Below are 25,287 nucleotides of genomic sequence, written 5' to 3'. Positions count from 1 at the left end.
GAGGGGGGACCATTGACGGATTTCCACCGTCCCCATCGGCTGATAGGCTGGCTTATCCCGGGAGGAGAACGGCGATGGCGATCAAACTCGACGAGCTCATGAACGCCACCAATCTGCGCAAGACGCGCAACAGCTTCATTGCTCCGGTTGGCGGCAAGGCGCATGTGTCGGGCGACCGCTCGGTGCCTCTGCTCGACAAGACCATTCCGGAATTGTTTTCCGATACGGTGAGCAGATACGCGACGCTCGACGCCGCCGTTTTCGTCGGCCAGGACAAGCGTTTCACCTGGAGCGAGCTGTCGGATGCGGTCGACGCCTTGGCCGCCGGTTTCCTGGCGCTTGGCCTCGAAAAAGGCGACCGCGTCGGCATCTGGTCGCCGAACCGCTGGGAATGGCTGGTGACGCAGTTCGCCACCGCCCGCATCGGCCTGATTCTGGTCAACATCAACCCGGCCTACCGGCTGACCGAGCTCGAATACGCGCTGAACAAAGTCAGCTGCAAGGCATTGGTCACCGCCGCGCAGTTCAAGACCTCCGACTATCTCGGCATGATCGAGACATTGGCGCCGGAGATCGCCAAGGCGGAGCCCGGCAAGCTCAAGGCTAAGAAACTGCCGGCGCTGGAAATAGTCATCCGGATGGGCGACGACAACTCGCCCGGCATGTTCAATTTCGGCGACGTGCTCGCGATGGCCGGTCGCGACGAGCATGACAGCCTCGACCGCATCTCCGAAGGGCTGAAGCCCGGCGAGGCCATCAACATCCAGTTCACCTCAGGCACGACCGGCGCGCCGAAAGGCGCGACGCTGACGCATTCCAACATCGTCAACAACGGCAATTTCGTCACCTCGGCCATAAAACTCACCACCGAAGACCGGCTCTGCATTCCGGTTCCGCTCTATCACTGCTTCGGCATGTCGATGGGCACGATGGGCTGCGTGTCGAAAGGCGCGACAATGGTCTTCCCGGGCGAAGGCTTCGATGCCGGCGTGACGCTGAAAGCGGTGGCGCAGGAGCGCTGCACCGGTCTCTATGGCGTGCCGACCATGTTCGTCGCCATGCTCGACCATGCGGATTTTTCGAGCTTCGATCTCTCCAGCCTGCGCACCGGCATCATGGCCGGCTCGCCTTGCCCGATCGAGGTGATGAAGAAGGTGGTGTCGCTGATGCATATGAGCCAGGTGACCATCGCCTATGGCATGACGGAGACCAGTCCCGTCTCCTTCCAGAGCAGCGTAGACGATCCGCTGGAAAAGCGTGTCTCAACCGTCGGCCGCATCCACCCCCATGTCGAGGTCAAGGCGATCGGCGCCGACGGCGGCACCGTCGCGGTCGGCGAGCCGGGCGAGCTCTGCACGCGCGGCTATTCGGTGATGAAGGGCTATTGGGACGACGCCGAAAAGACCCGTGAGGCGATCGACGTCGACGGCTGGATGCACACAGGCGACCTCGCCACGATCGACGCCGAGGGCTATTGCAACATCGTCGGCCGGGTGAAGGACATGGTCATCCGCGGCGGCGAGAACGTCTACCCTCGCGAGGTCGAGGAATTCCTCTACCGCCATCCGAAAATAAAGGAAGTGCAGGTCTTCGGCATCCCGGACGACAAATATGGCGAGGAGCTCTGCGCTTGGATCGTGCTGAAGCCCGATCAGATCGCCACCGCCGAGGAGATCAAGGCCTTCTGCGCCGGCCAGATCGCGCATTACAAGGTGCCGCGCTACATCCGCTTCCGCGCCGAGCTGCCGATGACGGTGACCGGCAAGCCGCAGAAGTTCCTGATGCGCGAGGCGATGGTGGAGGAGCTCGGGCTGGTGGCGCAGAAGACGGCGTGAAACGGCATCTATGGACAACGAGTTTCCAAATTTCGCGGCGCTGAGAGCCGCCAAAATTGAAAACGTGGATTATCGCATCGTCGTCCGGCGGGGCGCGCGAACCGGAAGTGCCATCGTCATGGCCCCGCATGGCGGTAAGATCGAGCCTCGCACCTCCCTGATCACCGAGACGATAGCAGGGGCCGATCTCGATATGTATTGCTTTGAAGGGCTCATGCCGGAAAGCAACCGGGAGCTGCACATAACGTCCAGGAACTTTGACGAGGCAACCGCGCTCGAACTGTTGCGGACGAAGTCCACCGTCGTCGCTATCCACGGCCGTCAGGATCGCGACGATTTTTCGACAGTCTATCTGGGCGGCAAGGACGCCGCGTTGGTTTCAGAGATAGCCGGGCGTCTGCAGGAGGCCGGTTTCCAGACAAAAAGAGACAATCATCCCTTTCCCGGTATCCAGGATTCGAACATCGTGAATCGCGGGCTGACGGGGAAGGGAGCGCAGCTGGAAGTGCCTTTCTCGCTGCGCCACCGACTGGGCAACGAGCCGGAACTTCTGGAAAAATTCTGTGGGGCGGTTCGCAACGCCATCGAGACATTCGACGCCATGAACGGCGCCCGGTCTCCAATCATGTTTTGAATGCTGCAAGGATGCCCGTGAGAGGTGCTCCCCACGCGCTTTTCCGCTAAGTTCGCGCAAACGCCTGGCATTCGGGGGCTTCGATGACTGGCTACGGGCGATCGGTGATTTCCTACACGATGCCGTTGGCGGCGCTGGCTATGGCTTTCGCGGTCAGGGGCAGCGGCCTTTCGGTCGACGAAGGGTCACTGAACGCCAGGATACTCGTTGGGGTGCTGTCGAGCGCCATCATGTTCACCACCATTTTCGTCGTGCTCGACCACGCCGAGGCAGTCGCCTTGCGCGTGGGCGAGCCCTATGGAACTTTGGTGCTGACATTTGCGGTGACGGCAATCGAAGTATCGATCATCGTCTCCATGATGCTGCATGGAGAAAACAACCCGACGCTGGCGCGCGAGTCCGTTTTCTCGACGGTGATGATCACCTCCACCGGCGTCGTCGGCATCTGTCTCACGCTTGGCGGCTGGCGCTACCGCAAGCAGGCGATCCTGCGGCAAGGCACCAGCGCATACCTATCGGTTCTGATCGCGCTGACCGTGATGACGCTTATTCTTCCGACCTACACCCAGGCCACGGATCCCGGCACGTTCTCGGCGGCTCAGCTTGGTTTCGTAAGCGTTCTCTCTGTGCTGCTCTATGCGAGCTTCGTATTCGCCCAGACCGTCCGGCACCGGGAGGACTTCGTCCAGGGACAGGCGCACGACGCTCCGACGCGAACTGCAACCCAAGGAAGCATTTTGATCAGCACCCTGCTGCTGCTGAGCGGGCTCGTCGGCATTGTCCTGCTCGCCGAGCAGGTCGCCGCGAGCGTGGAGGATGCGCTCGCTGCCTACAAGGTGACCCAGGCCGACAGCATTGTGGGGGCAATGATCGCGGCGCTGGTTTTGATGCCGGAGGCGATCTCGGCGATCCGCGCCTCCTTCAAGAATGAGCTGCAGCGCAGCCTCAACGTCGCGATGGGCTCGGCCTGCGCCACGATCGGCTTGACGATACCGGCAGTCGCCGCCGCTAGCCTGCTGACGGGCAGGGGGTTGACCTTGGGGCTCCCGGCGTCCGATGCCGTGCTTCTGGTGCTGGCGCTTTTCATATGCAGCGTGAGCTTCAGCACCGAAAGAACGACGTTCCTGACCGGCATGGTGCATGTCGTGGTGTTTTTCACCTATGTGTTTCTGATCTTTGTGCCGTGAAGGCTGCTAACCCACACCGGTTGCCGAGCAATCGGCAGGCCGCGGAATTTTCTGATGCACAAGGCGGTGTTCGAGGAATTGGGATTGGTGGCGCAGAAGACGGCGTGAAGGAGCGGAGTTCTCACTTCGTGCCAACGGCGGATGTCGCACGATGGAAACATGCGTCCGCTTCACAACGCAGGAAAAACCGTCGTTATGTTAACGGTCGCAGTTTCTGATTCGTGTGCGACCATTTGCAGAAAGGCATGTTCCTATTTTGTTCCGAATGTTGTATGAGGGATAGATGAGCAATGGGGAAGATCTAGACACAACAGAACCGAAACGGCGCCGAGCCACGAAGGCCGACGCCGTTACGCCCGCCATGGCCAAGCCGAAAGGGAAGAGCCGCCAAACCCATGGTCGCAATTCGAAAGTTTACGTACCTGTCATCTTGAAACTCTTTCAGGATCGTTGGCGGCCGGGCGCGGCAACCGTGGTGTTTTCGCTTGACGATGTTCGCACGGCCGTCGAAGCCGTCCGAGCTGTCTCTAATACTCCCAACGCTATATCCTCCCGCAATCCGGCCGATGTGGTTTATCGTATGCGGTCGCGGACCGTTCTTCCAAAAGAGATTCTCGATAAAGGTTTTCATGTGCTGCGCGCCGTGGGGCGCGGACGCTATCAATTCGAAAAGGCATCGAGCGGGATCATCGACACCCCGATCAACGAACTAACGCCAGCGATCGATCAGACTCCGATGCCGGTACGGCGATTGCTGCCGGAAACCATGGCCGAAATGGACGAACAGGCGCTGCTGTCCGTCGTCGGCTATTGCAATTTGCTCGATCATTTCACAGGCATGAAGATATACCGCCTGCGCTCGCACGTTCGGAAAAGTGTACCTGGCGTGGGGCAAGCCGAACTTGACGCGATTGATGTAGGCATAGCAGCAGGCGAAGATGAAGTCCCCGTCATCTTTCCGATTGAGGCGAAGGCGGTTTCTGATGAACTCAATCGCGTGCAGATTTTCAACATGATCCAGTACGCCGCGCACTATTATCCTGGCCTTAAAGTTCGGCCATTGGCGCTCAAGGTAGACTACCAATCAGCTGTTCATCTTATCGAATTCAATGTTGCGACCCGGCCAGGCGAACTTCGTATCGTCCGATCGGCTAGTTACGCCATCAATACGTCGGAGGCTCAAATCGCCATGATTCGCGCAACCGGTGTACCGAAGCAATGACGACGATGCCGACAGGAATTGAATTGTTCGCTGGATGTGGTGGGCTGTCGACGGGATTTCTCGACGCGGGCCTTCGTGTCGCGGCGGGTTATGAACTCGATACGCGAGCAGTTGACGTATATAACTACAACCACGTGTATCGAGGCAGTCGAGGCTTCGTTGCTGACCTTAACGTTGCGTCCGGGACCGAGCTGCTGAAGCGCGCGGCGATCGAACGCGCCGATTTCATCATCGGCGGCCCACCCTGTCAGCCGTTTTCTATTGCAGGCAAGCGGCAGGGCAAGCGAGACATTCGCGCCGATCTTGTTGGGCACTTCATTCGGATTGTGGATGAACTGAAGCCTTCGGCGTTCATGCTTGAAAACGTGCCGAATCTTGTCGCGATTTCGGGCGGCGAGTTTCTGGACCAAGTGGAGGCTGAACTGCGTGCACTTGGCTATATGGTCGATCACCGTGTCATCTCTGCTGCCGATTACGGTGTGCCGCAAAATCGCAAACGCTTGGTGATTCTTGGCTTAAAGGGGAAGCAACAAGTACGTTTCCCGAGACCTACGCATGGAACGCCTCAGCGACCCTACCGCTCGGCTGCGGAAGCGATTGGCGATTTGCCCGATGCAGGAGAATTCGGCGAAACAGGAATCTTTAATCATGAACCGACAGCGCACTCGACGGACATGATCGAGCGGCTGAGCGTGTTAGAACCGGGCAAGCGCGAGCGCGGCTCGTTCCATGATCGGTTGCACCCGAGCCGCCCGTCCTACACATTGCGCGCAGGGTCGGGGAATTTCAGCCCCCTGAGGCCTGTCCACTACAAATATCACCGCGTCATAACGGTGCGCGAAAGCGCGCGTTTGCAAGGCTTCTCCGATGACTTCTTGTGGCCCGATCGCATCCCACGCTTGCAGCAATATCGCCAAGTCGGGAACGCCGTACCGCCGCCGATGGCGCGTGCTTTCGCCGAATGCTTAGCCGATCAAATGGGCTGGGAACTCGATGCGGCGGCACTTGCCGGCGATCCTTCTAGGCGAGAAGCTGCCAACAAGCTTAGTGACGCGGAACGGAAGGCCCTTCGGACTGCTAGGAAGCGGGGGGCATCTTTGGGCAAAGCGGCCCTGGGGATGCTGAATTTGTGAGATCGTGTGAGGCTCAGGGCTTCGTATAACGTCCGATCGTTTCCGCCAATCGTTGTCGTAACCGCGCTTTGTCCCTCGTCTCGCACTGCCAAACGACTTCGACGCGCCAGCCTGCTGTTGTCAACTCCGCATAGACACGCTCATCGCGCTCACGATTGGCAGCAAATTTTTCACGCCAGTAATCTTGGTGCGTCTTGGGGAGAGAAGCCTTGCTGCATCCCGGATGTCGATGCCAAAAGCAGCCGTGGACGAAGACCGCAAGTCTGTGGCGGGCCAGGACCAAATCCGGCTTTCCGGGGAGATCGCGTTTGTGCAAGCGGAATCTATACCCGAGTGCATGGATTGTTCGGCGAACGATCAACTCCGGCCTTGTGTCCTTTGAATGGACACTCGCCATAATAGCGCTCCGACGCACCGAGTCTACGTGATCGACCATACTCTGTAATCCGGTTAGCAGTTGTTCAATGTAATGTCGCATTTCAGCGATTGCGGCTATTTAGCGGATCTCGACTGAAGTTCTAGTTCGGGTCAAAAAGCTGACCATGACCAACGTGCGACTTCACACCCCCAGCACCGCCCGGTCCAGCCCGCGTATGATCCGCGCCAGCTCCACGCATTCGTCCTGGCGCACCTTGTTCTTCCGCCAGGCCATGCAGATCATGCGCTGCGGCATCGGCTCCTGGAACGGCACGATCTTCAGATCCGGCATGACGCCGGCCGCACTTGCCGCCATTTCCGGCACCAGCGTGACGCCGAGCCCATGCGCCACCATCTGCAGGAGCGTTGTCAGGCTTGTCGCGCCGTAGCTTGCCATCGCCACCGGCCGCACATTGCCGCAGACGGCCAAGGCCTGCTCGCGCAGGCAGTGGCCTTCCTCCAGGAGCATCAGCCGCTCCAGCGCCGGGCTTTCGGGCGGCACCGGCGGTGAGGCGAAGGCCGGATCGCCGGCGGGAACGGCAAGGAAGAAGCGGTCTGGAAAAAGCGCTTCGGTGACGATCGCCGGCTGCTCGAGCGGCAACGCCGCGATGAAGGCGTCGAGCCGGCCGGACGTCGCATGCTCGACCAGGGAGGCGGTCACCGCTTCGCGCAGTTCGAGCTGAAGGGAAGGGTAATGCTTCTTCAACTCCGGCAACACATGCGGCAGGAGATAGGGCGCGACCGTCGGAATGATGCCCAGCCGGAAGCGTCCTTGCATGGTAGGCCGGCCGCGCCGGGCAGTCGTCTCGACGTCACGTATGTCGGCCAGAATGCGCTCGATACGCGGCTGCAGGGCAAGCGCCTCGTCGGTCATGCGCACCGCCTTGCCGCCGCGCTCGAACAACAGGCAGTTCAGCCGCTCTTCCATCTCTGCGATCTGCGCGGAAAGGGCCGGCTGGCTGACGCCGGCAAGCTTCGCCGCGCGGCCGAAATGCAGCGTCTGCGCCAGCGCGTCGAAATATTGCATTTGCCGGACGGTGAGGCCAATCATAAGAAAACCCTATCAAACGAAACAGGAAAGGCAATTTGTCTTTATCGGCAGGCCGGCCTAGTCTGGAATCGTTCCAGGTTGGCGCGGCCAGCGGCTGCCCCCGAAATTTCGGGAAAAATCAACCTCGGCAAAATTCAACCACGGCAAAACCTCGGCAGAATCGGGAGACTAAGATGGACGCGAAAACCGACGACAACAGCGCTGGCAAATGCCCGGTGGCGCATGGATCCGCACGGACCAACCGCGACTGGTGGCCGAACCAGCTCGACCTTTCCGTTCTCCACCAGCAGTCGAACCTCTCGGACCCGATGGATGAAGATTTCGACTACGCCAAGGAGTTCGCAAGCCTCGACCTTGATGCGGTGATCGCAGACCTGCACAAGGTCATGACGGATTCGCAGGACTGGTGGCCAGCGGACTTCGGCCATTACGGCCCGCTCTTCATCCGCATGGCTTGGCACAGCGCCGGCACATATCGCATCGGCGACGGCCGCGGCGGCGCCGGCGCCGGTCAGCAGCGTTTCGCGCCGCTGAACAGCTGGCCGGACAACGCCAATCTCGACAAGGCGCGCCGGCTGCTGTGGCCGGTCAAACAGAAATACGGCCGCAAGATTTCCTGGGCCGACCTTCTGATCCTCACCGGCAACGTCGCGCTGGAATCGATGGGCTTCAAGACCTTCGGCTTCGCCGGCGGCCGCGCCGACGTGTGGGAGCCGGAGCAGGACGTGGACTGGGGCTCCGAAACCAAGTGGCTTGGCGACGAGCGCTATTCGGGCGACCGTGAGCTTCGCGGCCATCTCGGCGCCGTGCAGATGGGCCTCATCTACGTCAACCCGGAAGGCCCGAACGGCAAGCCGGATCCGGTTGCGGCGGCGCGCGACATCCGCGAGACCTTCGGCCGCATGGCGATGAACGACGAGGAAACCGTGGCGCTGATCGCCGGCGGCCACAGCTTCGGCAAGACGCACGGCGCCGGCGACGCCTCGCTGGTGGGCGCCGAGCCGGAGGGCGCCGGCATCGAGGCGCAAGGCCTCGGCTGGTCGAGCAAATATGCCTCCGGCATTGCCGGCGACGCCATCACCTCGGGCCTCGAGGTCACCTGGACGACGACGCCGACCAAATGGAGCAACAATTTCTTCGACAACCTGTTCAATTACGAATGGGAGCTGACGAAGAGCCCGGCCGGCGCGCATCAGTGGACGCCGAAAGGCGGCGCCGGCGCCGGCACCGTTCCGGACGCGCACAATCCCTCCAAGCGTCACGCGCCGGCCATGCTCACCACCGACCTCGCGCTGCGTTTCGATCCGGCCTATGAGAAGATCTCGCGCCGCTTCCACCAGAACCCGGACCAGTTTGCCGACGCCTTCGCCCGCGCCTGGTTCAAACTTACCCACCGCGACATGGGCCCGGTGGTGCGCTATCTCGGTCCGCTCGTGCCGAAGGAAGAGCTGATCTGGCAGGATCCGATCCCGGCCATCGACCACGAGCTGGTGAGCGAGGCCGACATCGCTTCGCTCAAGGCCAAGATCCTGGCCTCCGGCCTGTCGGTCTCCGAGTTGGTCTCGACCGCCTGGGCCTCGGCCTCGACCTTCCGCGGCTCGGACAAGCGCGGCGGCGCCAATGGCGCCCGCATCCGTCTGGCGCCGCAGAAGGACTGGGACGTCAACGAGCCGGCTCAGCTCGCCAAGGTGCTGGCCAAGCTGGAAGCCATCCAGAAGGAGTTCAACACCGCGCAGGTCGGCGGCAAGAAGGTCTCGCTCGCCGATCTCATCGTGCTTGGCGGCGTCGCCGCGGTCGAGAAGGCGGCGAAGGACGGCGGCACCGAGGTGAAAGTACCCTTCACGCCGGGCCGCATGGACGCTTCGCAGGAGCAGACGGACGTCGCCTCCTTCGCCGCGCTGGAGCCGAAGGTAGACGGCTTCCGCAACTATGCCCGCGGCAGGTTGCCGATGTCGGTCGAAGCGATGCTGGTCGACCGCGCCCAGTTGCTGACGCTGACCGCGCCGGAGATGACGGTACTTGTCGGCGGCTTGCGCGTGCTCGGTGCCAATGCCGGCGGTTCCAAGCATGGCGTCTTCACCGACAGGCCTGGCCAGCTCACCAACGACTTCTTCGTCAACCTGCTCTCGATGGCGACCGTCTGGGATCCGGCGGCCGGGTCAGAGCCGGGCTCGGACGAGGTTTACGAAGCGCGCGACCGCAAGACCAAGGAGGTCAAGTGGACCGGCACCCGCGCCGACCTGATCTTCGGCTCGCACGCGCAGCTGCGTGCGCTCTCCGAAGTCTACGCCTCGGCCGACGCCAAGGCCAAGTTCGTCAAGGATTTCGTCAAGGCGTGGACGAAGGTGATGAACGCCGACCGCTTCGACATCGCGAGATAAGGTCGTACCTCCCAAGCAAAAAAGGCGCGGGTCATGCCCGCGCCTTTTACTTTATCGAACTGCGGTCAGTCTTTTTCGAAGACGCCGGCCTTGGCGACGACGCCGGCAATCGCGCCGCCGACCAGCGGCGCGACGATGAACAGCCAGAGCTGGCTGAGCGCAGCGCCGCCCGAAAACAGCGCCGGGCCGATCGAGCGCGCCGGATTGACCGAGGTGCCGGTCACCGGGATCATGGCGAAGTGGATGCCCGCCAGCGTCAGTCCGATGGCCAGGCCGGCAAAGACGGTGGTGTGCTTGGCGTTGGTGACGCCGAGGATCACGGTGACGAAGGTGAAGGTGCCGATCAGCTCCCACAGGAAGGCTGAGCTCATGCCCCATTTCGTTTCGTCCCAGCCATTCGCGCCGAAGCCGCCGGTGTGGCCGCCGACCTGGCCGGAAACGATGATCCACAGCGCCAGCGAGGCGATGATGGCGCCGATGATCTGCGCGATCCAGTAGGGGACGACGTCCTTGGCCGGCATCCGCCCCGCCAGGAACACGCCGAGCGTCACCGCCGGATTGAGATGCGCGCCCGAGATCGGGCCGATCGCATAGGCCGCGGCGATCAGGCCGATGCCGAACGCTAGGCCGATGCCTTCCTGTCCGAGCGGCAGCGCGCCGCCGAAGCCGCCCGTGACCACGGAGGCGGTGCCGATGAACACCAACAAAAACGTGCCGAGAACTTCTGCCAGATAAGTCTTCATTGTCCTCTCCTCATAGGATCCGTCGAAACCGCGTTTCCTGCGTCGCGAATCACTACCGGAAGAGTATTCCTGCCGGAAACACTTGAAAAGCTTGGAGGTTAAGCCGGTTTGCTTTCTTGCAGGCGTCAATCAAAAACATTAGAAGTCTTTCATGTTCTGATCGATTGTTCTTGTTTCCTGACTCGGGCTCCCACCAACGGAAAAATCGTTCGGCCAAATGGGCCGGTCTTGAAACGCCATTTCATCGGCAAACCGAACGGAACTGTTTCAATCCTGGCCGGAAAGGCTTTATGAGCGGGCTGGAACCGATTTGTAACAGCTACGGAAAACGGGATGCGACTGGGCGGAAGGCTGGCGGCGGCCATAGAGGTTCTTGAAGACATCGGCCGGCGCCACCGGCCGGTGGCCGACGCCCTGCGCGACTGGGGCCTGTCGCATCGCTTCGCCGGCGGCGGCGATCGCGCCGCGATCGGCAACATCGTTTATGATGCGCTGCGCCGCAAACGCTCAGCCGGCTGGCTGTTCGGCGAGGACACGCCGCGCGCCATCGGCTTCGGCGCGCTTCTGTTGGAGTGGGGGCAGACGGCGCAGTCGCTCAACGACGCGCTGGACGGCGACAAATTCGCGCCGCCGCTGCTCAGCGCGTCCGAGCTGAAGGCAGCCGCCAGCCGTAGTCTGGCCGACGCGCCCGATGCTGTGCGGGCCGATATCCCGGACTGGTGCGCGCCGTTGCTCGATCAAGCCTATGGCGACGCCTGGGTCGAAGAAGGCGCCGCTCTGGCGCAGCGCCCGCCGCTGGATCTCAGGGTCAACACGCTCCAGGCCGATCGCGCCAAGGTGCTGGCCGAGCTCCAGGGCACTGGTGCCGCGCCAACGGCGATCGCGCCGCACGGCATCCGCATCCCGCCGATCGACGGCGACGGCCGGCATCCGAACGTCCAGGCCGAGCCTGCCTTCCAGAAAGGCTGGTTCGAAGTGCAGGACGAGGGTTCGCAGCTTGCCGCCGCGCTTGCCGGCGCCGCGCCCGGCATGCAGGTGCTCGATTATTGCGCCGGCGCCGGCGGCAAGACGCTGGCGCTGTCGGCCGAGATGGACAATCGGGGCCAGCTCTTCGCCCATGACGCGGAGAAGGTGCGGCTGGCGCCGATCTTCGAGCGCATCCGCCGCTCACACAACCGCAACGTCCAGGTCGTCAGCAAGCCCGCGGAGCTTGCGCCGCTCACCAACCATATGGACATCGTGCTGATCGACGCGCCCTGCACCGGCAGCGGTACCTGGCGGCGGCGGCCCGACGCCAAATGGCGTTTGACGGAAAGGCAGCTCGATGCCCGCAAGGCAGAGCAGCAGGCGATCCTCGACACCGCGCAAGCCTTCGTCAAGCCGGGCGGCCTGCTGGTCTACATCACCTGTTCGGTGTTCGACGCCGAGAACGGCGAGCAGGTCGCCGCGTTCCGCGCACGCCATGAAGGCTTCGCGCCGGTCGATCATCGCCAGCTCTGGGACAGCCGCTTCCCGGACCATGAAGGGGCCGCGCGCATTGCCGATAGCGGCGGCATCTCGCTGTCGCCGGCGCTCAGCGGCACCGATGGGTTCTATCTCCACGCCTTGCGCAGGACTGCTTCTTGAAGACAGCCGGCTTTTGTTGCGCTGCAGCATAAAAGATTGCCTGTCTTGCCTGGCTCTGCAATAAACTTCGCCAGCAATGTGAGGCAAAAGCGCCATGGCGGCAGCCAAGATCGTACCCGCTCCGGATTTCGAGGAACGCGTCAGGGCGTCCTTTGCCCGCCAGGAGGCGATGGCGACGATCGGCGCCGAACTGACGCTGGTGACGCCCGGCATCATCGAGATCGAGATGCCGTATTCCGCCTCGCTGACCCAGCAGCACGGTTTCCTGCATGCCGGCGTCATCTCCACCGCGTTGGACTCCGCCTGCGGTTACGCGGCCTTTTCGCTGATGCCGGAGAATTCGGGCGTGCTGACCATCGAGTTCAAGGTGAACCTGCTCGCGCCGGGCAGGGGCGAGCGGTTCCTGTTCCGCGGCTCCGTGACCAAACCCGGTCGCACCATCATCGTCGCCGACGGCCAGGCCTACGCCTTCGCCGCCGACGGCGAGGCCAAGCTGATCGCCACCATGACCGGCACGATGATGACGGTGGTCGGCCGCGACGGGATAGAGGGGTGAGGAGCGGTCCACGCAGCGGTCGAAAAGCCCCCAAATGGGCTTTTCGAGCGACGAACGCCCGGAGCCATAGTGAAGGGCAGGCGGCGAGAGCACGGTGTCCCTTTCGCGTCGTCGTAGCAAATAGGGGTAAAGCTTCATGACTGTCGAAGTGTCACGCCTGTCGCAAAAATCCGTTCTCTTCGTCATGGCGGCTGAGGCCGAATACGGCCCACACCTGAAAAACCTGTTCACGCCGCTGATGACCGGGGTCGGTCCGGTCGAGGCCGGGGTCAGGCTGGGCGCCGAGCTCGCGGCGTTGAAGGCTGAAGGCGCGCTTCCGGACCTGGTCGTCTCGCTGGGCTCGGCCGGCAGCCGCAGGCTGGAGCAGACCGAGATCTACCAGGCCGTGTCGGTGAGCTATCGCGACATGGATGCTTCGCCGCTCGGCTTCGAGAAGGGCACGACGCCTTTCCTCGAACTGCCGGTGTCGGTGCCGCTGCCCTTCGTCATTCCAGGCATCAAGACCGCCACGCTCTCGACCGGCGGCGCGATCGTCTCCGGCGTTGCCTATGACACCATCGAGGCCGACATGGTCGACATGGAGACCTTTGCCTGCCTGCGTGCCTGCCAGCTGTTCGGTTTGCCGCTGATTGGGCTCCGCGGCATTTCCGACGGCGCGGCCGATCTCAGGCACGTCAACGACTGGACGGAATATCTGCACGTCATCGACGAGAAGCTCGCCGCGGCCGTCGCCCTGCTGGAACAGGCGATCGGCGGCGGCCTGCTTGGTGGCTGACTGCCGGTTGGATCAGGCAGCAAGGCGTTGCGGATCGCCGAAATCGATGCGTGAAATGCGTCCACGGGAGGCGCCTGTCGCATCGATATAGTCGATTGCCCCCGCTGTATGATCGAGTTTCCACGCGCCGGCGGGGCCGTTTTTCCATTCGACCTTGTAGCCGTCGTCAAGCAGCGTCCAGGTCCCGTGAAAGCGCGTGCCATCCGGCAGGAGCATGTGCGCCCGATCGTCGGTTTCATAGTGGATGAAGGCGTTCTTGCCGCCCATGTCGATGACATGCGTGGTTCCGACCATGATAATGGCCAGCGTGTCCCTGTTCAGTATCGTCATTGTTCCTGTCCGCGGGGTTTGCGTTTCTCGAATGGCCTCGACGCCAAGAATATCGTCAAGTATCTTGACTATACGGAGTTCGAACTAAATGGTCAAGGAGCTTGACGAAAAAACTGACGGGTTGCCCAATCACGTCGGTTGGCGGCTGTGGCAGGCGAGCCGTGCCTGGCAGGCGGAATTCGCCGCTGCCATGCGGGCCGCCGGCCACGCTTGGTTCAGCGAAGCGCGCGCCGGCCTGCTTGGACACATCCCGCGCAACGGCACGCGCCAGTCGGCATTGATCGAGCGCGCGGCGACCTCCAAGCAAGCGGTTCAGCAATTGCTCGACGGGCTCGAGGCGGAAGGCGTGCTGGAGCGATTGCCCGATCCACGGGACGGGCGCGGCAAGCTCGTGCGCTATACGCGCAAAGGCCTGGATGCCTTGCGCGACGGCGATCGCATCAAGCTTCAGATCGAACGCAGCTATATCGATCGCATCGGCGAGCAGCGGTTCGCGGCGCTGATGGACGCCTTGCGCTCACTTGACGCCGGGCAGGGCGATGCATCGGGAGAAGCACCAGCATCGAAGTGAACGGCGCGACCGCGCCAACCCATTGCGCCGACTCGTTTCTTTCTCTAAAGGCTCGCCATGACGACGACAGCCAATCATCCCGACACCGTTCTGATTGTCGATTTCGGCAGCCAGTTCACGCAACTCATCGCCCGCCGCATCCGCGAGGCCGGCGTCTTTTCCGAGATCGTGCCGTTCCAATCGGCCGAAGCGGCCTTCAAGCGCATCAAGCCCAAAGCGGTGATCCTGTCGGGCGGCCCGGCCTCGACCACCGATATCGGCAGCCCGCGTGCGCCGCAGATCGTCTTCGACGCCGGCGTGCCGGTGCTCGGCATCTGCTACGGCCAGATGGCGCTCTGCGTGCAGATGGGCGGCGTCGCCGAAAGCTCAAACCACCGCGAATTCGGCCGCGCCTTCGTCGAGATCGAGAAGGAGAGCCCGCTGTTCGAAGGCCTGTGGGCGCCTGGCCAGCGCCACCAGGTGTGGATGAGTCACGGCGACCGGGTCATCGAGTTGCCGCCGGGCTTCAAGGTGCTCGGAAAATCGGAAAGCTCGCCCTTCGCCATCTTCGGCGATATCGAGCGCAAGATGTACGGCATCATGTTCCACCCGGAAGTGGTGCACACGCCGGACGGCGCCAGGCTACTCCGGAACTTCGTCCACAACATCGCCGGCATCGAGGGCGACTGGACGATGCGCGCCTATCGCGAGCACGCGGTCGAGACGATCCGCAAGCAGGTCGGCAAGGGCAAGGTCATCTGCGCGCTTTCGGGCGGCGTCGACTCCTCCGTCGCGGCGCTTCTCATCCACGAGGCGGTCGGCGACCAGCTGACCTGCATCCTCGTCGACCACGGTCTGATGCGCAAGGACGAGGCCAAGGGCGTCGTGGAGATGTTCCGCCAGCATTACAACCTGCCGCTGATCCTGGTGGACGCGTCCGACCGCTTCATTTCGGCGCTGGAAGGCGAGGCCGACCCCGAAAAGAAGCGCAAGACCATCGGCCGGCTGTTCATCGAGGTGTTCGAGGAAGAGGCGAAGAAGCTCGGCGGCGCCGATTTCCTGGCCCAGGGCACGCTGTATCCCGATGTCATCGAAAGCGTCTCCTTCTCCGGCGGTCCGTCGGTGACGATCAAGTCGCACCACAATGTCGGCGGCTTGCCCGAGCGCATGAACATGCAGCTGGTCGAGCCGCTGCGCGAATTGTTCAAGGATGAGGTGAGGGCGCTCGGCAAGGAGCTCGGCCTCCCCGAAAGCTTCATCGGCCGCCATCCCTTCCCCGGCCCAGGTCTTGCCATCCGTTGCCCGGGCGGCATCACGCGCGAAAAACTGGAGATCTTGCGCGAGGCCGACGCCATCTATCTCGACGAGATCCGCAAGGCCGGCCTCTACGACGCCATCTGGCAGGCCTTCGCGGTGCTGCTCCCGGTGCAGACGGTCGGCGTGATGGGCGACGGCCGCACCTATGAATTCGTCTGCGCATTGCGCGCCGTCACCTCGGTCGACGGCATGACGGCCGATTTCTACCACTACGACATGAACTTCCTCGCCGCCGCCGCCACCCGCATCATCAACGAGGTGCGCGGCATCAACCGCGTCGTCTACGACGTGACGTCGAAGCCGCCCGGGACGATCGAGTGGGAGTGAAGGGGATCGCCATGAAGTAGGCATGGGATAGGAGGATGTATAAGCAATTGGAGACCAGCGACAGATAGAAATCGAGCGACGCTGCTCCGCAGGCGGTAGAAGCCCAGGTCGTGTCCTCATCAGCCGACTGGCGGACTGTTGGCCGTGATCGCCAAGGAACCACATTCCTATCGGCCAGTTCACTTTCTTTGGTGAAAGGAGCACGGGCCATGGCATCCATCCGATACATTGTGACAGACGTTGACAGTTCGGTCGCGTTTTATCGCGATAACCTCGAGTTCGAGGTTGACATGCACAACCCTGGCAAGTTCGCAGCGCTCATTCGCGATGATCTCACGCTTTACCTTAGCGCTCCGGGGGCAGGCAGTGGAGGAACTGCTGGCGGCAAACCAGAACCTGGCGGGTGGAACCGATTTATGATCGTCACGGAGGACATAGATGTCGTCGTCGGCCGGTTCAACGATGCAGGCGTCAAATTCAAAGGAGAAATCAGCGAGGCGGGAGCTGGTCGCGCCAGACTTCTGGAAGATCCGTCGGGCAATCTGGTTGAGCTGTTTGAGTTCAAGAAGAAATGAGTGCGCGCAGATCGTCAACAACGACGTTCATGTTCATGCGCTTCGCAAGTCCGAGCGAATGTAGCTAAGGGATCTGCCCGGCTGGCATTGAAGTGCGTGACCGCCTTGATGCCACAGTCGCTGAAACCAAGCAGACAAGCAATCCGAGCCCTCGCGCTGCGCGACCGCTCATAGCGCCACGAGATCCGCTCGCGGCCGGTGATCCTAGAGCAATTCCAGGAAAAGTGTGAGCGGTTTTCCGTTCGGAATTGCGTAAAAAACAAAGAGATAGGGCGTTTCGCCGTTTCCGTGAAACGGTGAAGCGCACTAGCGACCGGCCCATTCGCGCCCGCCCTCAGAATCGGAAGGCGCAGTCGAGGAACATTCTTCTCCCCGCGCTATTCGGGAGAAGTTTCTCGGGACAACGACATGTCGATACTGGGCTGGATTCTCGGCCGGCGCCTGGCAAATCAGGAACAGTCGCAACGCAAGATCGGCGTGTTCGAGGGCGTGCCGGCAATGGGCCTCGATGGGCTGGGTTCGTCGGCCTATGGGCCAGAAGCGGCGCTCACGATCCTGATCCCGCTCGGCGCGGCGGGTCTCGGCTATATCGGTCCGATCATGGGCGCCATAGTCGGTTTGCTCGCGGTCCTTTATCTTTCCTACCGCCAGACCATCGCCGCTTACCCCGGCAATGGCGGCGCTTATATCGTCTCGCGCGAAAATCTTGGCCGCAATGCCAGCCTGCTTGCCGCCGCCGCGCTGATGGTCGACTACGTGCTCAATGTCGCCGTAGGCATCTCTGCCGGCGTCGGCGCGCTGGTGTCGGCGCTGCCTTCGCTGCATGCCTACACGCTTTGGATCTGCCTCGGGATCCTGCTTTTGGTAACCGTCGTCAACCTGCGCGGCACGCTCGATGCCGGCCGGTTGTTTGCCCTGCCGACCTATCTGTTCGTTGCGAGCTTCCTGGCGATCCTGGCGATCGGCGTCTCGAACACGCTTGCCTCCGGCGGTCAGCCGGTGCCGGCAATTCCACCGCCGCCCCTGCAGCAGCCGTCCGAAACGGTAAGCCTGCTCCTCTTGATGCACGCCTTTGCCAGCGGCTGCACGGCGATGACCGGCGTAGAGGCGGTCAGCAACGGCATGACCGCATTCAAGGATCCGCCCGTCAGGCACGGCCGGCGCACGCTGGCGGCGATCTGTCTGACCCTTGGACTGCTCCTCGGCGGCATCGCCTTCCTGTCGGCACGCTACCGCATCGGTGCGATGGATCAGGAGAAGGACGGCTATCAGAGCGTGCTGTCGCAGCTTGCGCATGCCGTCGTTGGCGACGGGGTCTTCTACTATGTCGCCATCGGTAGCCTGCTTTGCGTGCTGGCGCTTTCGGCCAATACAAGCTTCGTCGATTTCCCCCGCCTTTGCCGCATGGTGGCGGAAGACGGATATCTTCCCAAGCCCTTCGCCATGGTTGGCCGCCGGCTCGTTTTCTCCATCGGCATCCTTTACCTCGCCTCGTCGACGGGACTGCTGCTGGTCGTGTTCGGCGGCATCACCGACCATCTGATCCCGCTTTTCGCCATCGGCGCCTTTCTGACCTTCACGCTGTCGCAGACCGGGATGGTGATGCACTGGGTAAGGGCGCTTCGCACAAGCAAAGACACGAGCCGGACGGGCAACCGGATGCATCTGGCGATCAACGCGTTCGGCGGCATAGTCACCGCGCTGGCGCTCATCGTGATCGTCGTCGCCAAATTCAGGGAGGGCGCCTGGATCACGGTGATCGTCATCCCGGTTGTGATCCTCCTGCTGCGGCTGGTGAGGCGCTATTACGACCAGCTCGAGGCAAGTCTGCGCGAGCCCGGGAAAGTCGATTTGAGCAGCACCGAGCCTCCTGTCGTTCTTGTCGTGACCCAGCAATGGAACAGGATGGCGGACAAGGCGCTCAGCTTTGCCTTTCACCTGTCCGAAGATGTCATCGCCGTCCATGTGGCGCGGCTGTCGGGTGAAGAGAGCGACGAAGAGCGCGCAATTCGCGGGAGGTGGTCGCAGGATGTGGAAGCGCCGGCGAGGGCGGCTGGCCTGCGCCCGCCACGCCTGCTTCTCCTCAATGCCGACTACCGGCTGATGTACGAGCCGTTATTGAAGGAGATCAAGGCGCTGCGCGGCGAGTTCGACGGCCGCACCATTGCAGTGCTGCTCCCAGAGGTCGTGCCCCCTAATTGGTGGCAATATATGCTGCATACGCAGCGCGCTCGCCGATTGCACGCCAAACTGCTCGAGTTCGGCGGATCGGACATCGTGATCATTTCCATGCCTTGGTATATCGAGGAACCGAAGATCGAGGCGGCCCGTTGAATGTTGCCGCTCCCTTCGATCACGCCACCTCACCAAAAGTTTGGCCGAGCGATGGAAAACAGGAACGTTCCGATTTCTCAAACATTCTCCCTAGTCTGCACTGCGTAATTCCTACTTGCTGGGGCCGGAACATTGTCATTCAGAGAGCATAATCTGCCGAACCCCAGCACCGAGGAGATCTCCATCGTCAACCTCATTCCTGCCTTGCGGGCTTTTGCGCGAACCTTCTGTCGCGTGCCCGACGATGCCGACGATCTTGTGCAGGAAACGTTGACCAAGGGGCTCTCCAACCTGGACAAATTCGAGCCCGGCACGCGCCTGAAGTCCTGGCTCTTCACAATCATGCGCAACACGCACTACACGCGTGTCAAAGCGGCGGCCAGGGAGGCCCCCGGGCTGCTCGACTGCGCCTCCAGCCGGCCGATTTCGGAACCGTCCCAGGATTGGTCCGTGCAAAGCAGGGAAGTGCATCAAGCCATCCAGAAGCTGCCGTCCCATCAGCGTGAGGTCTTGATGCTGATCGGCGTACTGGGCGTAAGCTACGAAGAAACCGCGCAAATATGCGGTTGCGCTGTCGGCACCGTCAAAAGCCGCCTCAACCGCGCCCGTGCCGGCGTTCTGGAATTCCTCGGAGAAAGCTCGCCGCAAGCGCTGATCGAGCCACGACGTCAACTTTCGGACAACCATTGGGATACAGAGGGCGCGAGGCGCTAAGCCCGGCCAAATCCTACCGGCGCTGGGCTGCCGTCATGACTTTGGCCTCTCTCATCAACGAGGCCCAATTCAGGCCGAGCAGAGAAACAAGTTCAAGCGCTTGCGCTTCGGTGATGCCCGTCTGCGCGACCAGACGCCGAACGAGTTCGTCCACTTCCGGAGTTCTGCCAGCCATCGGGATGATCCCCAATCGGCTACAACGACTAACTTATGTTAAGGTTCCACCGATCACGCGACGGCGGGCGATATCGATGCCTTCCCGACTCCAAGGAATGCCGCATCCTTGCTGGTGACATCTTCAACCGCGCTCACCCGTTATGTCGCCTTTGCGCTTTTCGATCAGAGCGTTCTGCAGTTCGAGTGCAAGCCTTGTCAGCCGGTCAGGGACCTCCTCCCGCTCGATAGCGTTCAGCAGCGATGCGATCTCCTGGTCCAAGCTCTGGATTACCTGGGCGCAAAGGTCGCGCTGACTCCTGTGAGACATGGCATTCTCTTAACAAACAGAGGCCCCTTCAAATCTCACAGAGGCATAGCCGACCGGCCTATGCAAGGCGCTTGCCGCAGGCTGTGGGGTTTCCGGTCCGTTGTCCCCGGATTTTGCGGCAAGAGGTGATCTGGAAACATCAGCTCAATCCTTGGGAAGGCGGTTCGCAGCGTGATCCTGATACTGATCGGATTTGATCCGGTTGCCGTCCAGACCTCGTTGCTCGGTGTGCTGCTTCTTGTCCCGGTTGGACAGCACGTCGTTCTCGCCGACCATGTCCTTTGCAAGCGTCGTCTTGGCTCCGGTTCCGGAACCCTTGCCCTGGCTGCCGCGGCCCATCTGTTTCTTACCGCCGGATGCCATCTGCTTCTCCCTGTTCTGCTGGCCTGGAACTGTTCGGTGACCGAACTGCCGCCGGTGCGTTATGTTCCGCCGTCACGACGGACAAGAAAGACCATGCCGTCCCAACTGCCGAACGGCATTTCGCCGTCGACCACGAGGTCCATGCCGCATGCATGAGAAAGACGGCTGATGTCGCCGGAATCGATGCCCGGCGATGTCCGATAGGAATAGTTGAGGATCGCTGCCATTCCTCCCCGCCGCAGCACGCGCGCGATCTCGATGAAATGCCGCTCGGCAACCCCGGCGAGCACCAGGTAAGGAAAACTGTCCAGGGCCAGCACGCCATCAAAGCTTGCATCGGCGAAATCACCGAGATCAAGGCCTGAGGTCAGGTGAAATTCCACATTGGCAAGGCCGGCGCATCGCCGGCGCGCGATTTCGATCATTCGCGACGAGATATCGATGCCGACGACATATCCTGCGTGGGTGCCGAGCGCATGTTCGAGACGCCCGATGCCGCAGCCGATGTCGAGTATGTGCTTATGGGCACCAACGAAGCCCTGCTGTTCCAGCCATGCTACAATCTCGGCGGTGGTAGTCGACAGCCTGTGCTCGTCGCCAAGCGAGGACAACTGGACGCTGGCCGCGGGAGATATGGCGGCCGCCCGATCGAAGCTGCCGGCCAGCCTTTTGACGGTTATGGCGGTCGGTTCGCTATCCGGCCGGTCATGCGACACGCAGGCAGCCGCTCTGCGGACCTTGTCGAAGGCGTCCGCCTTGCCACGAAGCATCGTGGCGACCTCCTCCAGCCAGCATCGCCGGAGAGCATGGCTTGGACGCATGTCCAGCGCGATATCCGCCAGTTGCGCCGCGCTGGTCGTCTTCTCGGTATAAACGGCCAATCTGGCCAGCGCGTTGTCGACGGAAAGGCCGTCCGTCATGCAATCCTCGAGCAGGCGCCTGGCAATCGCGCCGGGTTGGCTCGCGATGTTCACGGCGAGGCGCTCCTGGTCCAGACCTTCCGCGCCGTCCAGCGGTCCTTCGCGCCCCAGCCATATTTGTAACCTTCCCTGCCGCGCAGGAAATCGAACTCGAGCGCGCCCTCGCTGGCGGCTCCGGTGATGGCATGCCCGATCAGAATCGCGCCGGGGCTTTCGTCGGCATAGGCCGGATCGAAACCGCCAAGATAGGCATAGGCCCGGTCGCGGTGATGAAAACCGTAATAGGCGCCGACGACGGCATCGTCGATCTGGATCGTCAAGCATCGCGCCATGCCGTTATCGGCAAGCCGCGGCAGGGCCTGGCGATGAAATTCCACAGCCGTGTCGGACAGGACGCCACCGCCATGGCCGGTCCAGCGCGCGCCATGCAGTCGGATGAGCCTGTCGAGAAATGTCTGCGGATCGGATTCGCCGCGGCTGACAATGACGGCTCCTCTTCGCCGGGCAGCTCTCTCGGCGCGGCGCAACTGACGCCTCCGTCTCGCGGGAACCGAGCGGGCCAGAGTCCGATCGCCGTCGAGCAACAGCACAGGACAGGCCGCGTGCGCCATCGACCGGCGCTCTTCGGCATTCGGCAGCTCAAGGCTCAGCGATATGGCGTCGGCCGAGAGATCGGGCAGGATCCACTGCGACCATTCCAGCGACAGCGCCGCTTCGGCTATGGCGGCCTCGGTCTCCGCCTCCAGTTCCGGCGCGCACAAAATGTCGAGATAGTCGCTCAGCGAAATTCCGATGGGGAGCAGGCGCTGACCGCCATCATGCCTTTCGATATAGAGCGGCGCCAGTCCGGCGAGTTTGTCTCCGCTCCACACGGCAATTGCCGTGAGATCGCCCGGCGCGAATGTACGCCACCAGGGGATGAGCCAGGCAGGAGACTGGAACGGCGTGGCCGAGATGCTCCGCCCCCAGAGTTGCCACCAGCACGGCTCGAGGTCCTCGAGCGTCCCTGGATCGCGAATGATCTCGGTGCGCAGACCGCCCATCAGGCGATTCCCAGCAAGGTGCGGCGGGTGCCAAGCTTGGCCAGCGCTTCGTAAGCATCCATGTAGGATGTGACCATGCGTTCAAGCGAGAAGCGGCGGCGCGCCTCTGCCCGGCAGGTCTCATGGTCCAGCGCTCCAGAATGGACGATGGCCTTAGCCATCTCCTCGATTTCATTGACCAGAAATCCGGTTCTGCCATGCTGGACGACGTCGGGAAGGGCGCCATTCGGGAAAGCGACGACCGGCGTGCCGCAGGCAAGCGCCTCCATCGCGACAAGCGAGCTTGTTTCGGCGGCAAGGCTGGGGACGACCAGGCAGCGGGCGGCGTTGAGCAGCCGCCGTTTGGCGCGGAACCCCAGCGGCCCGAGGAAACGCCGCTGCCGATCGAGGCGAGGACGGACCTCGTCGGCGAAATAGCGCAAATGGGTCTCATAGGGATAGACCTGGCCGGCGATCGCCAGGGGAGTGCCGGCGCGCTTGGCCGCCTCGATCGCGAGATGGATGCCCTTTTCGGGACAGATGCGGCTGAGCACCAAAGCGAAATTGCGCCGCAACCGGGGCTCGTTCAGCGCATCGATATCGACGCCGTTTGGAATAGGCTTCGCAAGCCTAGACCCTGCCGGCGCCGTCCTGTGCTGCGCCTCTGAGACCGCGTGCAGCCACAGCTCCTCGCGCGCCGGAGCAAGCACTTCGGAAGGATACCAGCCCAGCGGCAGGTGCAACGTCACCAAGGTTGGGCCGTCGGTAGGCAGATAGGCGTCGAAGTCGATACCGTGGAGGTGAACGACGTCGATAGGCCAGCGCGCCCGGGCGGCCGCGATCGCGTCGCGATGCGCCTGCTGGGCCCGGTCCTTCGCCGCCTTGTCGAGCACGCCTGCTTCGGCCGGTGTTTCGACCAGGACGCCGGCCGTCTTTGACCCATGGCAGGCGACGACAACCGACCGGTGGCCTTTCTCAACCAGCGCCCGGTCCAGCGCCGACAGCACCTGCTCGGCGCCGCCGACCGCATCCGGCCCGACAGGCGCGAGGGGGTAGGCGACGTTGAGGACAGTCAGTGTCATCGCCGATCGAGCCGGAATTCACCATGCCGCCGACACGCGCCGCGTTCGTGTCATGTCGTCGCTGATCGCAGGAGCGTAGCGGCGGATCATCGCGGCGCAGAATTCGGCGAATTCCTCGGGCACCTGCGGCGGACTTGTGTGGTGGGGCTGGAGACCGCGATGTTCGGGCGTGAAGCAGAAGGTCACCGTGACGTTGAAGTCGGCGAGCGCTTCCATCTGGCGATCGAACCAGTCCAGCGCGTTCGGCCGGAAGCTGTCCGCCCAAGACAGGCCAGTGCGCAGGTGCGTCACGCCCAGTCGGTGCATCCAGGCTACGGCATCATCCAGCCGATGGTCCTCGAAATGGAACCACTGTACCAAGCCCATTTGCGGGGTGTGGCGCACGAACTCCTCGAGCGCCGGCTTGGGCGTGCCGTCCTCGCGCAGCAGGCCCATGTAGAAGTGCCTGTAATAGGACGAGCCTTCCGCCTCGCGATGGCGCGTCGTCGCCTCCCATGAACGCGGCAGATCATAGAGGCTGTACCACTGCACCTGCGGCGCGATATCGAGCAGCAGCTCGGCAGTGCGGCGCAGGCCCCAGAGCTGGATCTCCTCGGCGCCGAAAGTCGAGACGCCGACTTCGCTGACCCAGATCGGCAGATCGGTGACAGCGGCAATCTCGCCGAGCTTCTGCGGCCACTCATGAATCTGCCAAAGGTTCCAATCGAGCGGGAAGCCATGCACCGCGACGGCGTCGACATGGTCGAGCACGCCGAAATCCTTCATGCGCGTCATGAAGCCGGCATCGATCGGCGAAATACCGCCCAGCACCTTTGTGACGGCCGGGTTTTCCCGGTCGATCGCATCGGCGGCCAGGATTGCCATCGAGGCAAAACGGCTCCAGTCCGGATCGAGCTCGGGATCCCAATGCGATTTGTTGTTGGGCTCGTTCCAGATCATCGCGGCTTCAATCATCGGCCTCTCCTTTCGCGGGATAGACGGCGGCGCCGTCGGCCGGATTGCCGGCCGCACGGCAGAAATAGACCTCGTCCTCGGGGTGGAGCACGATTTCGAAGCCGGCGCTGCGCAGCATCGCTTCGGTGCAGGCGCGGTTTGGAATCCACCAGTTGGTCGGGTCGTCCGCATAGCGATGTTCGATGAAGTGCAGTTTCGGAAATTCAGGTTGATCGAAGAGGTCGCGTGTCCAGAAATGGTAGTTCTGTTCGAGCGGCAGGACGTCCCCGCTGCCCCTCTGCATCGACTGGAAGATCATCAGGTCGCCTGCGACATGCGCGCGGATCAGGTCGAGCGCCAGCAGCGGATGGCGCAGGTGGTAGAGCACACCCATGAACAGCACGATGTCGAAGCGCTCGCCAAGCGCCCCGACGTCGTAGACGGACATTTCCCGGAATTCGATATCGCAGTCGGCGATCTCGGCGGCGAAGCGCGCCTGGGCGAGGTAGGCCTGGTCGAAATCGATGCCGAGCACGCGATCGGCGCCGCGCTTCTTCATCTCGATCGAATAGAAACCGGCGTTGCAGCCGATATCGAGCACGGACATTCCCGAAAGGTCAGCCGGAATGGCATCCGCGAATTTGCGCCATTTGATCAGCGGATAGTTGCCGAGGAAATGATCCGGCGCGGTTTCCACGCCCGCAAGCTCCATATTGTGGAACCACGGTCCCAGTGCGTCGATGCGGCGGCGTATTTCCGTGCTGGAATGCAGCATG

26 protein-coding genes are annotated in these 25,287 nt (G+C 62.4%); 14 read left to right on the top strand and 12 right to left on the bottom strand.

The annotated features are described in order from the left end of the window. The first annotated feature begins 74 nt into the window (after positions 1-74). The 5 genes from LB535_RS14140 (at position 75) to LB535_RS14120 (ending at position 6,011) form a co-directional block, all read left to right on the top strand. Positions 75-1,835, top strand: a complete 1,761-nt coding sequence (locus tag LB535_RS14140; protein WP_224632624.1) for an AMP-binding protein — start codon at positions 75-77, stop codon at positions 1,833-1,835. 10 nt (positions 1,836-1,845) lie between these two features. Further along, on the top strand, positions 1,846-2,469 hold the full coding sequence (locus tag LB535_RS14135) for a poly-gamma-glutamate hydrolase family protein (protein WP_224632623.1): 624 nt from the start codon (positions 1,846-1,848) through the stop codon (positions 2,467-2,469). A gap of 140 nt (positions 2,470-2,609) precedes the next feature. After that, entirely contained in the window at positions 2,610-3,656 is a 1,047-nt protein-coding gene (locus tag LB535_RS14130) for a calcium:proton antiporter (protein ID WP_224632622.1), read from the top strand. Between the two features lie 283 nt (positions 3,657-3,939). Beyond that, positions 3,940-4,878 carry a hypothetical protein gene (locus tag LB535_RS14125; protein WP_224632621.1) on the top strand — a complete coding sequence of 313 codons (939 nt, stop codon included), beginning with the start codon at positions 3,940-3,942 and terminating at the stop codon, positions 4,876-4,878. Continuing rightward, on the top strand, positions 4,875-6,011 hold the full coding sequence (locus LB535_RS14120) for a DNA cytosine methyltransferase (RefSeq protein WP_224632620.1): 1,137 nt from the start codon (positions 4,875-4,877) through the stop codon (positions 6,009-6,011). Before LB535_RS14125 ends, LB535_RS14120 begins: the two co-directional genes overlap by 4 nt. A gap of 13 nt (positions 6,012-6,024) precedes the next feature. On the opposite strand, the gene LB535_RS14115 is transcribed toward LB535_RS14120, so the two are convergent. Continuing rightward, on the bottom strand, positions 6,025-6,447 hold the full coding sequence (locus LB535_RS14115) for a very short patch repair endonuclease (protein ID WP_224632619.1): 423 nt from the start codon (positions 6,445-6,447) through the stop codon (positions 6,025-6,027). A gap of 123 nt (positions 6,448-6,570) precedes the next feature. Beyond that, complete coding sequence (locus LB535_RS14110; RefSeq protein ID WP_224632618.1) at positions 6,571-7,479, bottom strand: hydrogen peroxide-inducible genes activator; 909 nt, start codon at positions 7,477-7,479, stop codon at positions 6,571-6,573. Between the two features lie 173 nt (positions 7,480-7,652). On the opposite strand from LB535_RS14110, the gene katG reads away from it, so the two are divergent. Further along, positions 7,653-9,860, top strand: coding sequence for a catalase/peroxidase HPI (katG, locus tag LB535_RS14105; protein ID WP_224632617.1), 2,208 nt, complete (start codon positions 7,653-7,655; stop codon positions 9,858-9,860). A 65-nt stretch (positions 9,861-9,925) separates the two neighbouring features. Here katG and LB535_RS14100 read toward each other — a convergent pair whose 3' ends face one another. After that, positions 9,926-10,603, bottom strand: a complete 678-nt coding sequence (locus LB535_RS14100; RefSeq protein ID WP_224632616.1) for an MIP family channel protein — start codon at positions 10,601-10,603, stop codon at positions 9,926-9,928. A 333-nt stretch (positions 10,604-10,936) separates the two neighbouring features. Here LB535_RS14100 and LB535_RS14095 point away from each other — a divergent pair, with 333 nt between their 5' ends. From LB535_RS14095 to LB535_RS14085, 3 genes are all read left to right on the top strand, one after another. After that, positions 10,937-12,229, top strand: a complete 1,293-nt coding sequence (locus LB535_RS14095) for an RsmB/NOP family class I SAM-dependent RNA methyltransferase (RefSeq protein WP_224632615.1) — start codon at positions 10,937-10,939, stop codon at positions 12,227-12,229. 94 nt (positions 12,230-12,323) lie between these two features. Next, the gene (locus LB535_RS14090; RefSeq protein WP_140635058.1) at positions 12,324-12,785 is read left to right on the top strand and encodes a PaaI family thioesterase; all 462 of its coding nucleotides are present in this window, start codon (positions 12,324-12,326) and stop codon (positions 12,783-12,785) included. Positions 12,786-12,921: 136 nt separating this feature from the next. Beyond that, complete coding sequence (locus LB535_RS14085) at positions 12,922-13,560, top strand: 5'-methylthioadenosine/S-adenosylhomocysteine nucleosidase (protein ID WP_224632614.1); 639 nt, start codon at positions 12,922-12,924, stop codon at positions 13,558-13,560. A 12-nt stretch (positions 13,561-13,572) separates the two neighbouring features. On the opposite strand, the gene LB535_RS14080 is transcribed toward LB535_RS14085, so the two are convergent. Further along, on the bottom strand, positions 13,573-13,890 hold the full coding sequence (locus LB535_RS14080) for a hypothetical protein (protein WP_224527552.1): 318 nt from the start codon (positions 13,888-13,890) through the stop codon (positions 13,573-13,575). Positions 13,891-14,080: 190 nt separating this feature from the next. On the opposite strand from LB535_RS14080, the gene LB535_RS14075 reads away from it, so the two are divergent. The 5 genes from LB535_RS14075 (at position 14,081) to LB535_RS14055 (ending at position 19,707) form a co-directional block, all read left to right on the top strand. Next, positions 14,081-14,461 carry a MarR family winged helix-turn-helix transcriptional regulator gene (locus tag LB535_RS14075; RefSeq protein ID WP_224632613.1) on the top strand — a complete coding sequence of 127 codons (381 nt, stop codon included), beginning with the start codon at positions 14,081-14,083 and terminating at the stop codon, positions 14,459-14,461. Positions 14,462-14,518: 57 nt separating this feature from the next. Further along, complete coding sequence (gene guaA, locus LB535_RS14070) at positions 14,519-16,084, top strand: glutamine-hydrolyzing GMP synthase (RefSeq protein ID WP_224632612.1); 1,566 nt, start codon at positions 14,519-14,521, stop codon at positions 16,082-16,084. A 209-nt stretch (positions 16,085-16,293) separates the two neighbouring features. After that, positions 16,294-16,659, top strand: a complete 366-nt coding sequence (locus LB535_RS14065) for a VOC family protein (RefSeq protein WP_224632611.1) — start codon at positions 16,294-16,296, stop codon at positions 16,657-16,659. A gap of 408 nt (positions 16,660-17,067) precedes the next feature. Beyond that, the gene (locus LB535_RS14060; protein WP_224632610.1) at positions 17,068-18,993 is read left to right on the top strand and encodes an APC family permease; all 1,926 of its coding nucleotides are present in this window, start codon (positions 17,068-17,070) and stop codon (positions 18,991-18,993) included. A gap of 132 nt (positions 18,994-19,125) precedes the next feature. Continuing rightward, positions 19,126-19,707, top strand: coding sequence for a sigma-70 family RNA polymerase sigma factor (locus tag LB535_RS14055; protein ID WP_224527665.1), 582 nt, complete (start codon positions 19,126-19,128; stop codon positions 19,705-19,707). Between the two features lie 13 nt (positions 19,708-19,720). Here the strand turns inward: LB535_RS14055 and LB535_RS14050 are convergent, their stop codons facing one another. The 8 genes from LB535_RS14050 to LB535_RS14015 form a co-directional block, all read right to left on the bottom strand. After that, complete coding sequence (locus LB535_RS14050) at positions 19,721-19,882, bottom strand: hypothetical protein (RefSeq protein WP_176477115.1); 162 nt, start codon at positions 19,880-19,882, stop codon at positions 19,721-19,723. Positions 19,883-20,005: 123 nt separating this feature from the next. After that, on the bottom strand, positions 20,006-20,143 hold the full coding sequence (locus LB535_RS14045; RefSeq protein WP_224629510.1) for a hypothetical protein: 138 nt from the start codon (positions 20,141-20,143) through the stop codon (positions 20,006-20,008). A gap of 192 nt (positions 20,144-20,335) precedes the next feature. Then, a complete protein-coding gene (locus LB535_RS14040) occupies positions 20,336-20,554 on the bottom strand; it encodes a hypothetical protein (protein ID WP_095768881.1) in 219 nt (72 codons plus the stop codon). A gap of 59 nt (positions 20,555-20,613) precedes the next feature. Continuing rightward, a complete protein-coding gene (locus tag LB535_RS14035) occupies positions 20,614-21,528 on the bottom strand; it encodes a class I SAM-dependent methyltransferase (protein WP_224632609.1) in 915 nt (304 codons plus the stop codon). Further along, complete coding sequence (locus LB535_RS14030; protein WP_224632608.1) at positions 21,525-22,517, bottom strand: GNAT family N-acetyltransferase; 993 nt, start codon at positions 22,515-22,517, stop codon at positions 21,525-21,527. Before LB535_RS14030 ends, LB535_RS14035 begins: the two co-directional genes overlap by 4 nt. Continuing rightward, positions 22,517-23,578 carry a glycosyltransferase family 4 protein gene (locus tag LB535_RS14025; protein WP_224632607.1) on the bottom strand — a complete coding sequence of 354 codons (1,062 nt, stop codon included), beginning with the start codon at positions 23,576-23,578 and terminating at the stop codon, positions 22,517-22,519. Before LB535_RS14025 ends, LB535_RS14030 begins: the two co-directional genes overlap by 1 nt. Before the next feature lie 18 nt (positions 23,579-23,596). Then, the gene (locus tag LB535_RS14020) at positions 23,597-24,532 is read right to left on the bottom strand and encodes a beta-xylosidase (RefSeq protein WP_224605658.1); all 936 of its coding nucleotides are present in this window, start codon (positions 24,530-24,532) and stop codon (positions 23,597-23,599) included. Beyond that, positions 24,525-25,286: a TIGR04290 family methyltransferase gene (locus LB535_RS14015; RefSeq protein ID WP_224632606.1), complete on the bottom strand. Its 762-nt coding sequence runs from the start codon at positions 25,284-25,286 to the stop codon at positions 24,525-24,527. The genes LB535_RS14020 and LB535_RS14015 overlap by 8 nt, the downstream gene beginning before the upstream one ends. Position 25,287: the final 1 nt, after the last annotated feature.

This window comes from Mesorhizobium sp. CA10, from assembly GCF_020165285.1.
Classification (GTDB): Bacteria; Pseudomonadota; Alphaproteobacteria; order Rhizobiales; family Rhizobiaceae; genus Mesorhizobium.
The sequence above is the reverse complement of the archived record's forward strand: the minus strand, read 5'-3'. Positions and strand labels throughout refer to the sequence as shown.

What these genes read in the sequence shown, in the direction of transcription:
- LB535_RS14040 (WP_095768881.1), bottom strand. Translation starts at nt 20,554, where the DNA reads ATGGCATCCGGCGGTAAGAAACAGATGGGCCGCGGCAGCCAGGGCAAG.
- LB535_RS14020 (WP_224605658.1), bottom strand. Translation starts at nt 24,532, where the DNA reads ATGATTGAAGCCGCGATGATCTGGAACGAGCCCAACAACAAATCGCAT.
- LB535_RS14025 (WP_224632607.1), bottom strand. Translation starts at nt 23,578, where the DNA reads ATGACACTGACTGTCCTCAACGTCGCCTACCCCCTCGCGCCTGTCGGG.
- LB535_RS14130 (WP_224632622.1), top strand. Translation starts at nt 2,610, where the DNA reads ATGGCTTTCGCGGTCAGGGGCAGCGGCCTTTCGGTCGACGAAGGGTCA.
- LB535_RS14080 (WP_224527552.1), bottom strand. Translation starts at nt 13,890, where the DNA reads ATGACGATACTGAACAGGGACACGCTGGCCATTATCATGGTCGGAACC.
- LB535_RS14060 (WP_224632610.1), top strand. Translation starts at nt 17,068, where the DNA reads ATGTCGATACTGGGCTGGATTCTCGGCCGGCGCCTGGCAAATCAGGAA.
- katG (WP_224632617.1), top strand. Translation starts at nt 7,653, where the DNA reads ATGGACGCGAAAACCGACGACAACAGCGCTGGCAAATGCCCGGTGGCG.
- LB535_RS14030 (WP_224632608.1), bottom strand. Translation starts at nt 22,517, where the DNA reads ATGGGCGGTCTGCGCACCGAGATCATTCGCGATCCAGGGACGCTCGAG.
- LB535_RS14120 (WP_224632620.1), top strand. Translation starts at nt 4,875, where the DNA reads ATGACGACGATGCCGACAGGAATTGAATTGTTCGCTGGATGTGGTGGG.
- LB535_RS14085 (WP_224632614.1), top strand. Translation starts at nt 12,922, where the DNA reads ATGACTGTCGAAGTGTCACGCCTGTCGCAAAAATCCGTTCTCTTCGTC.
- LB535_RS14140 (WP_224632624.1), top strand. Translation starts at nt 75, where the DNA reads ATGGCGATCAAACTCGACGAGCTCATGAACGCCACCAATCTGCGCAAG.
- LB535_RS14135 (WP_224632623.1), top strand. Translation starts at nt 1,846, where the DNA reads ATGGACAACGAGTTTCCAAATTTCGCGGCGCTGAGAGCCGCCAAAATT.
- LB535_RS14015 (WP_224632606.1), bottom strand. Translation starts at nt 25,286, where the DNA reads ATGCTGCATTCCAGCACGGAAATACGCCGCCGCATCGACGCACTGGGA.
- LB535_RS14075 (WP_224632613.1), top strand. Translation starts at nt 14,081, where the DNA reads ATGCGGGCCGCCGGCCACGCTTGGTTCAGCGAAGCGCGCGCCGGCCTG.
- guaA (WP_224632612.1), top strand. Translation starts at nt 14,519, where the DNA reads ATGACGACGACAGCCAATCATCCCGACACCGTTCTGATTGTCGATTTC.
- LB535_RS14065 (WP_224632611.1), top strand. Translation starts at nt 16,294, where the DNA reads ATGGCATCCATCCGATACATTGTGACAGACGTTGACAGTTCGGTCGCG.
- LB535_RS14125 (WP_224632621.1), top strand. Translation starts at nt 3,940, where the DNA reads ATGAGCAATGGGGAAGATCTAGACACAACAGAACCGAAACGGCGCCGA.
- LB535_RS14095 (WP_224632615.1), top strand. Translation starts at nt 10,937, where the DNA reads ATGCGACTGGGCGGAAGGCTGGCGGCGGCCATAGAGGTTCTTGAAGAC.
- LB535_RS14090 (WP_140635058.1), top strand. Translation starts at nt 12,324, where the DNA reads ATGGCGGCAGCCAAGATCGTACCCGCTCCGGATTTCGAGGAACGCGTC.
- LB535_RS14050 (WP_176477115.1), bottom strand. Translation starts at nt 19,882, where the DNA reads ATGGCTGGCAGAACTCCGGAAGTGGACGAACTCGTTCGGCGTCTGGTC.
- LB535_RS14115 (WP_224632619.1), bottom strand. Translation starts at nt 6,447, where the DNA reads ATGGTCGATCACGTAGACTCGGTGCGTCGGAGCGCTATTATGGCGAGT.
- LB535_RS14110 (WP_224632618.1), bottom strand. Translation starts at nt 7,479, where the DNA reads ATGATTGGCCTCACCGTCCGGCAAATGCAATATTTCGACGCGCTGGCG.
- LB535_RS14100 (WP_224632616.1), bottom strand. Translation starts at nt 10,603, where the DNA reads ATGAAGACTTATCTGGCAGAAGTTCTCGGCACGTTTTTGTTGGTGTTC.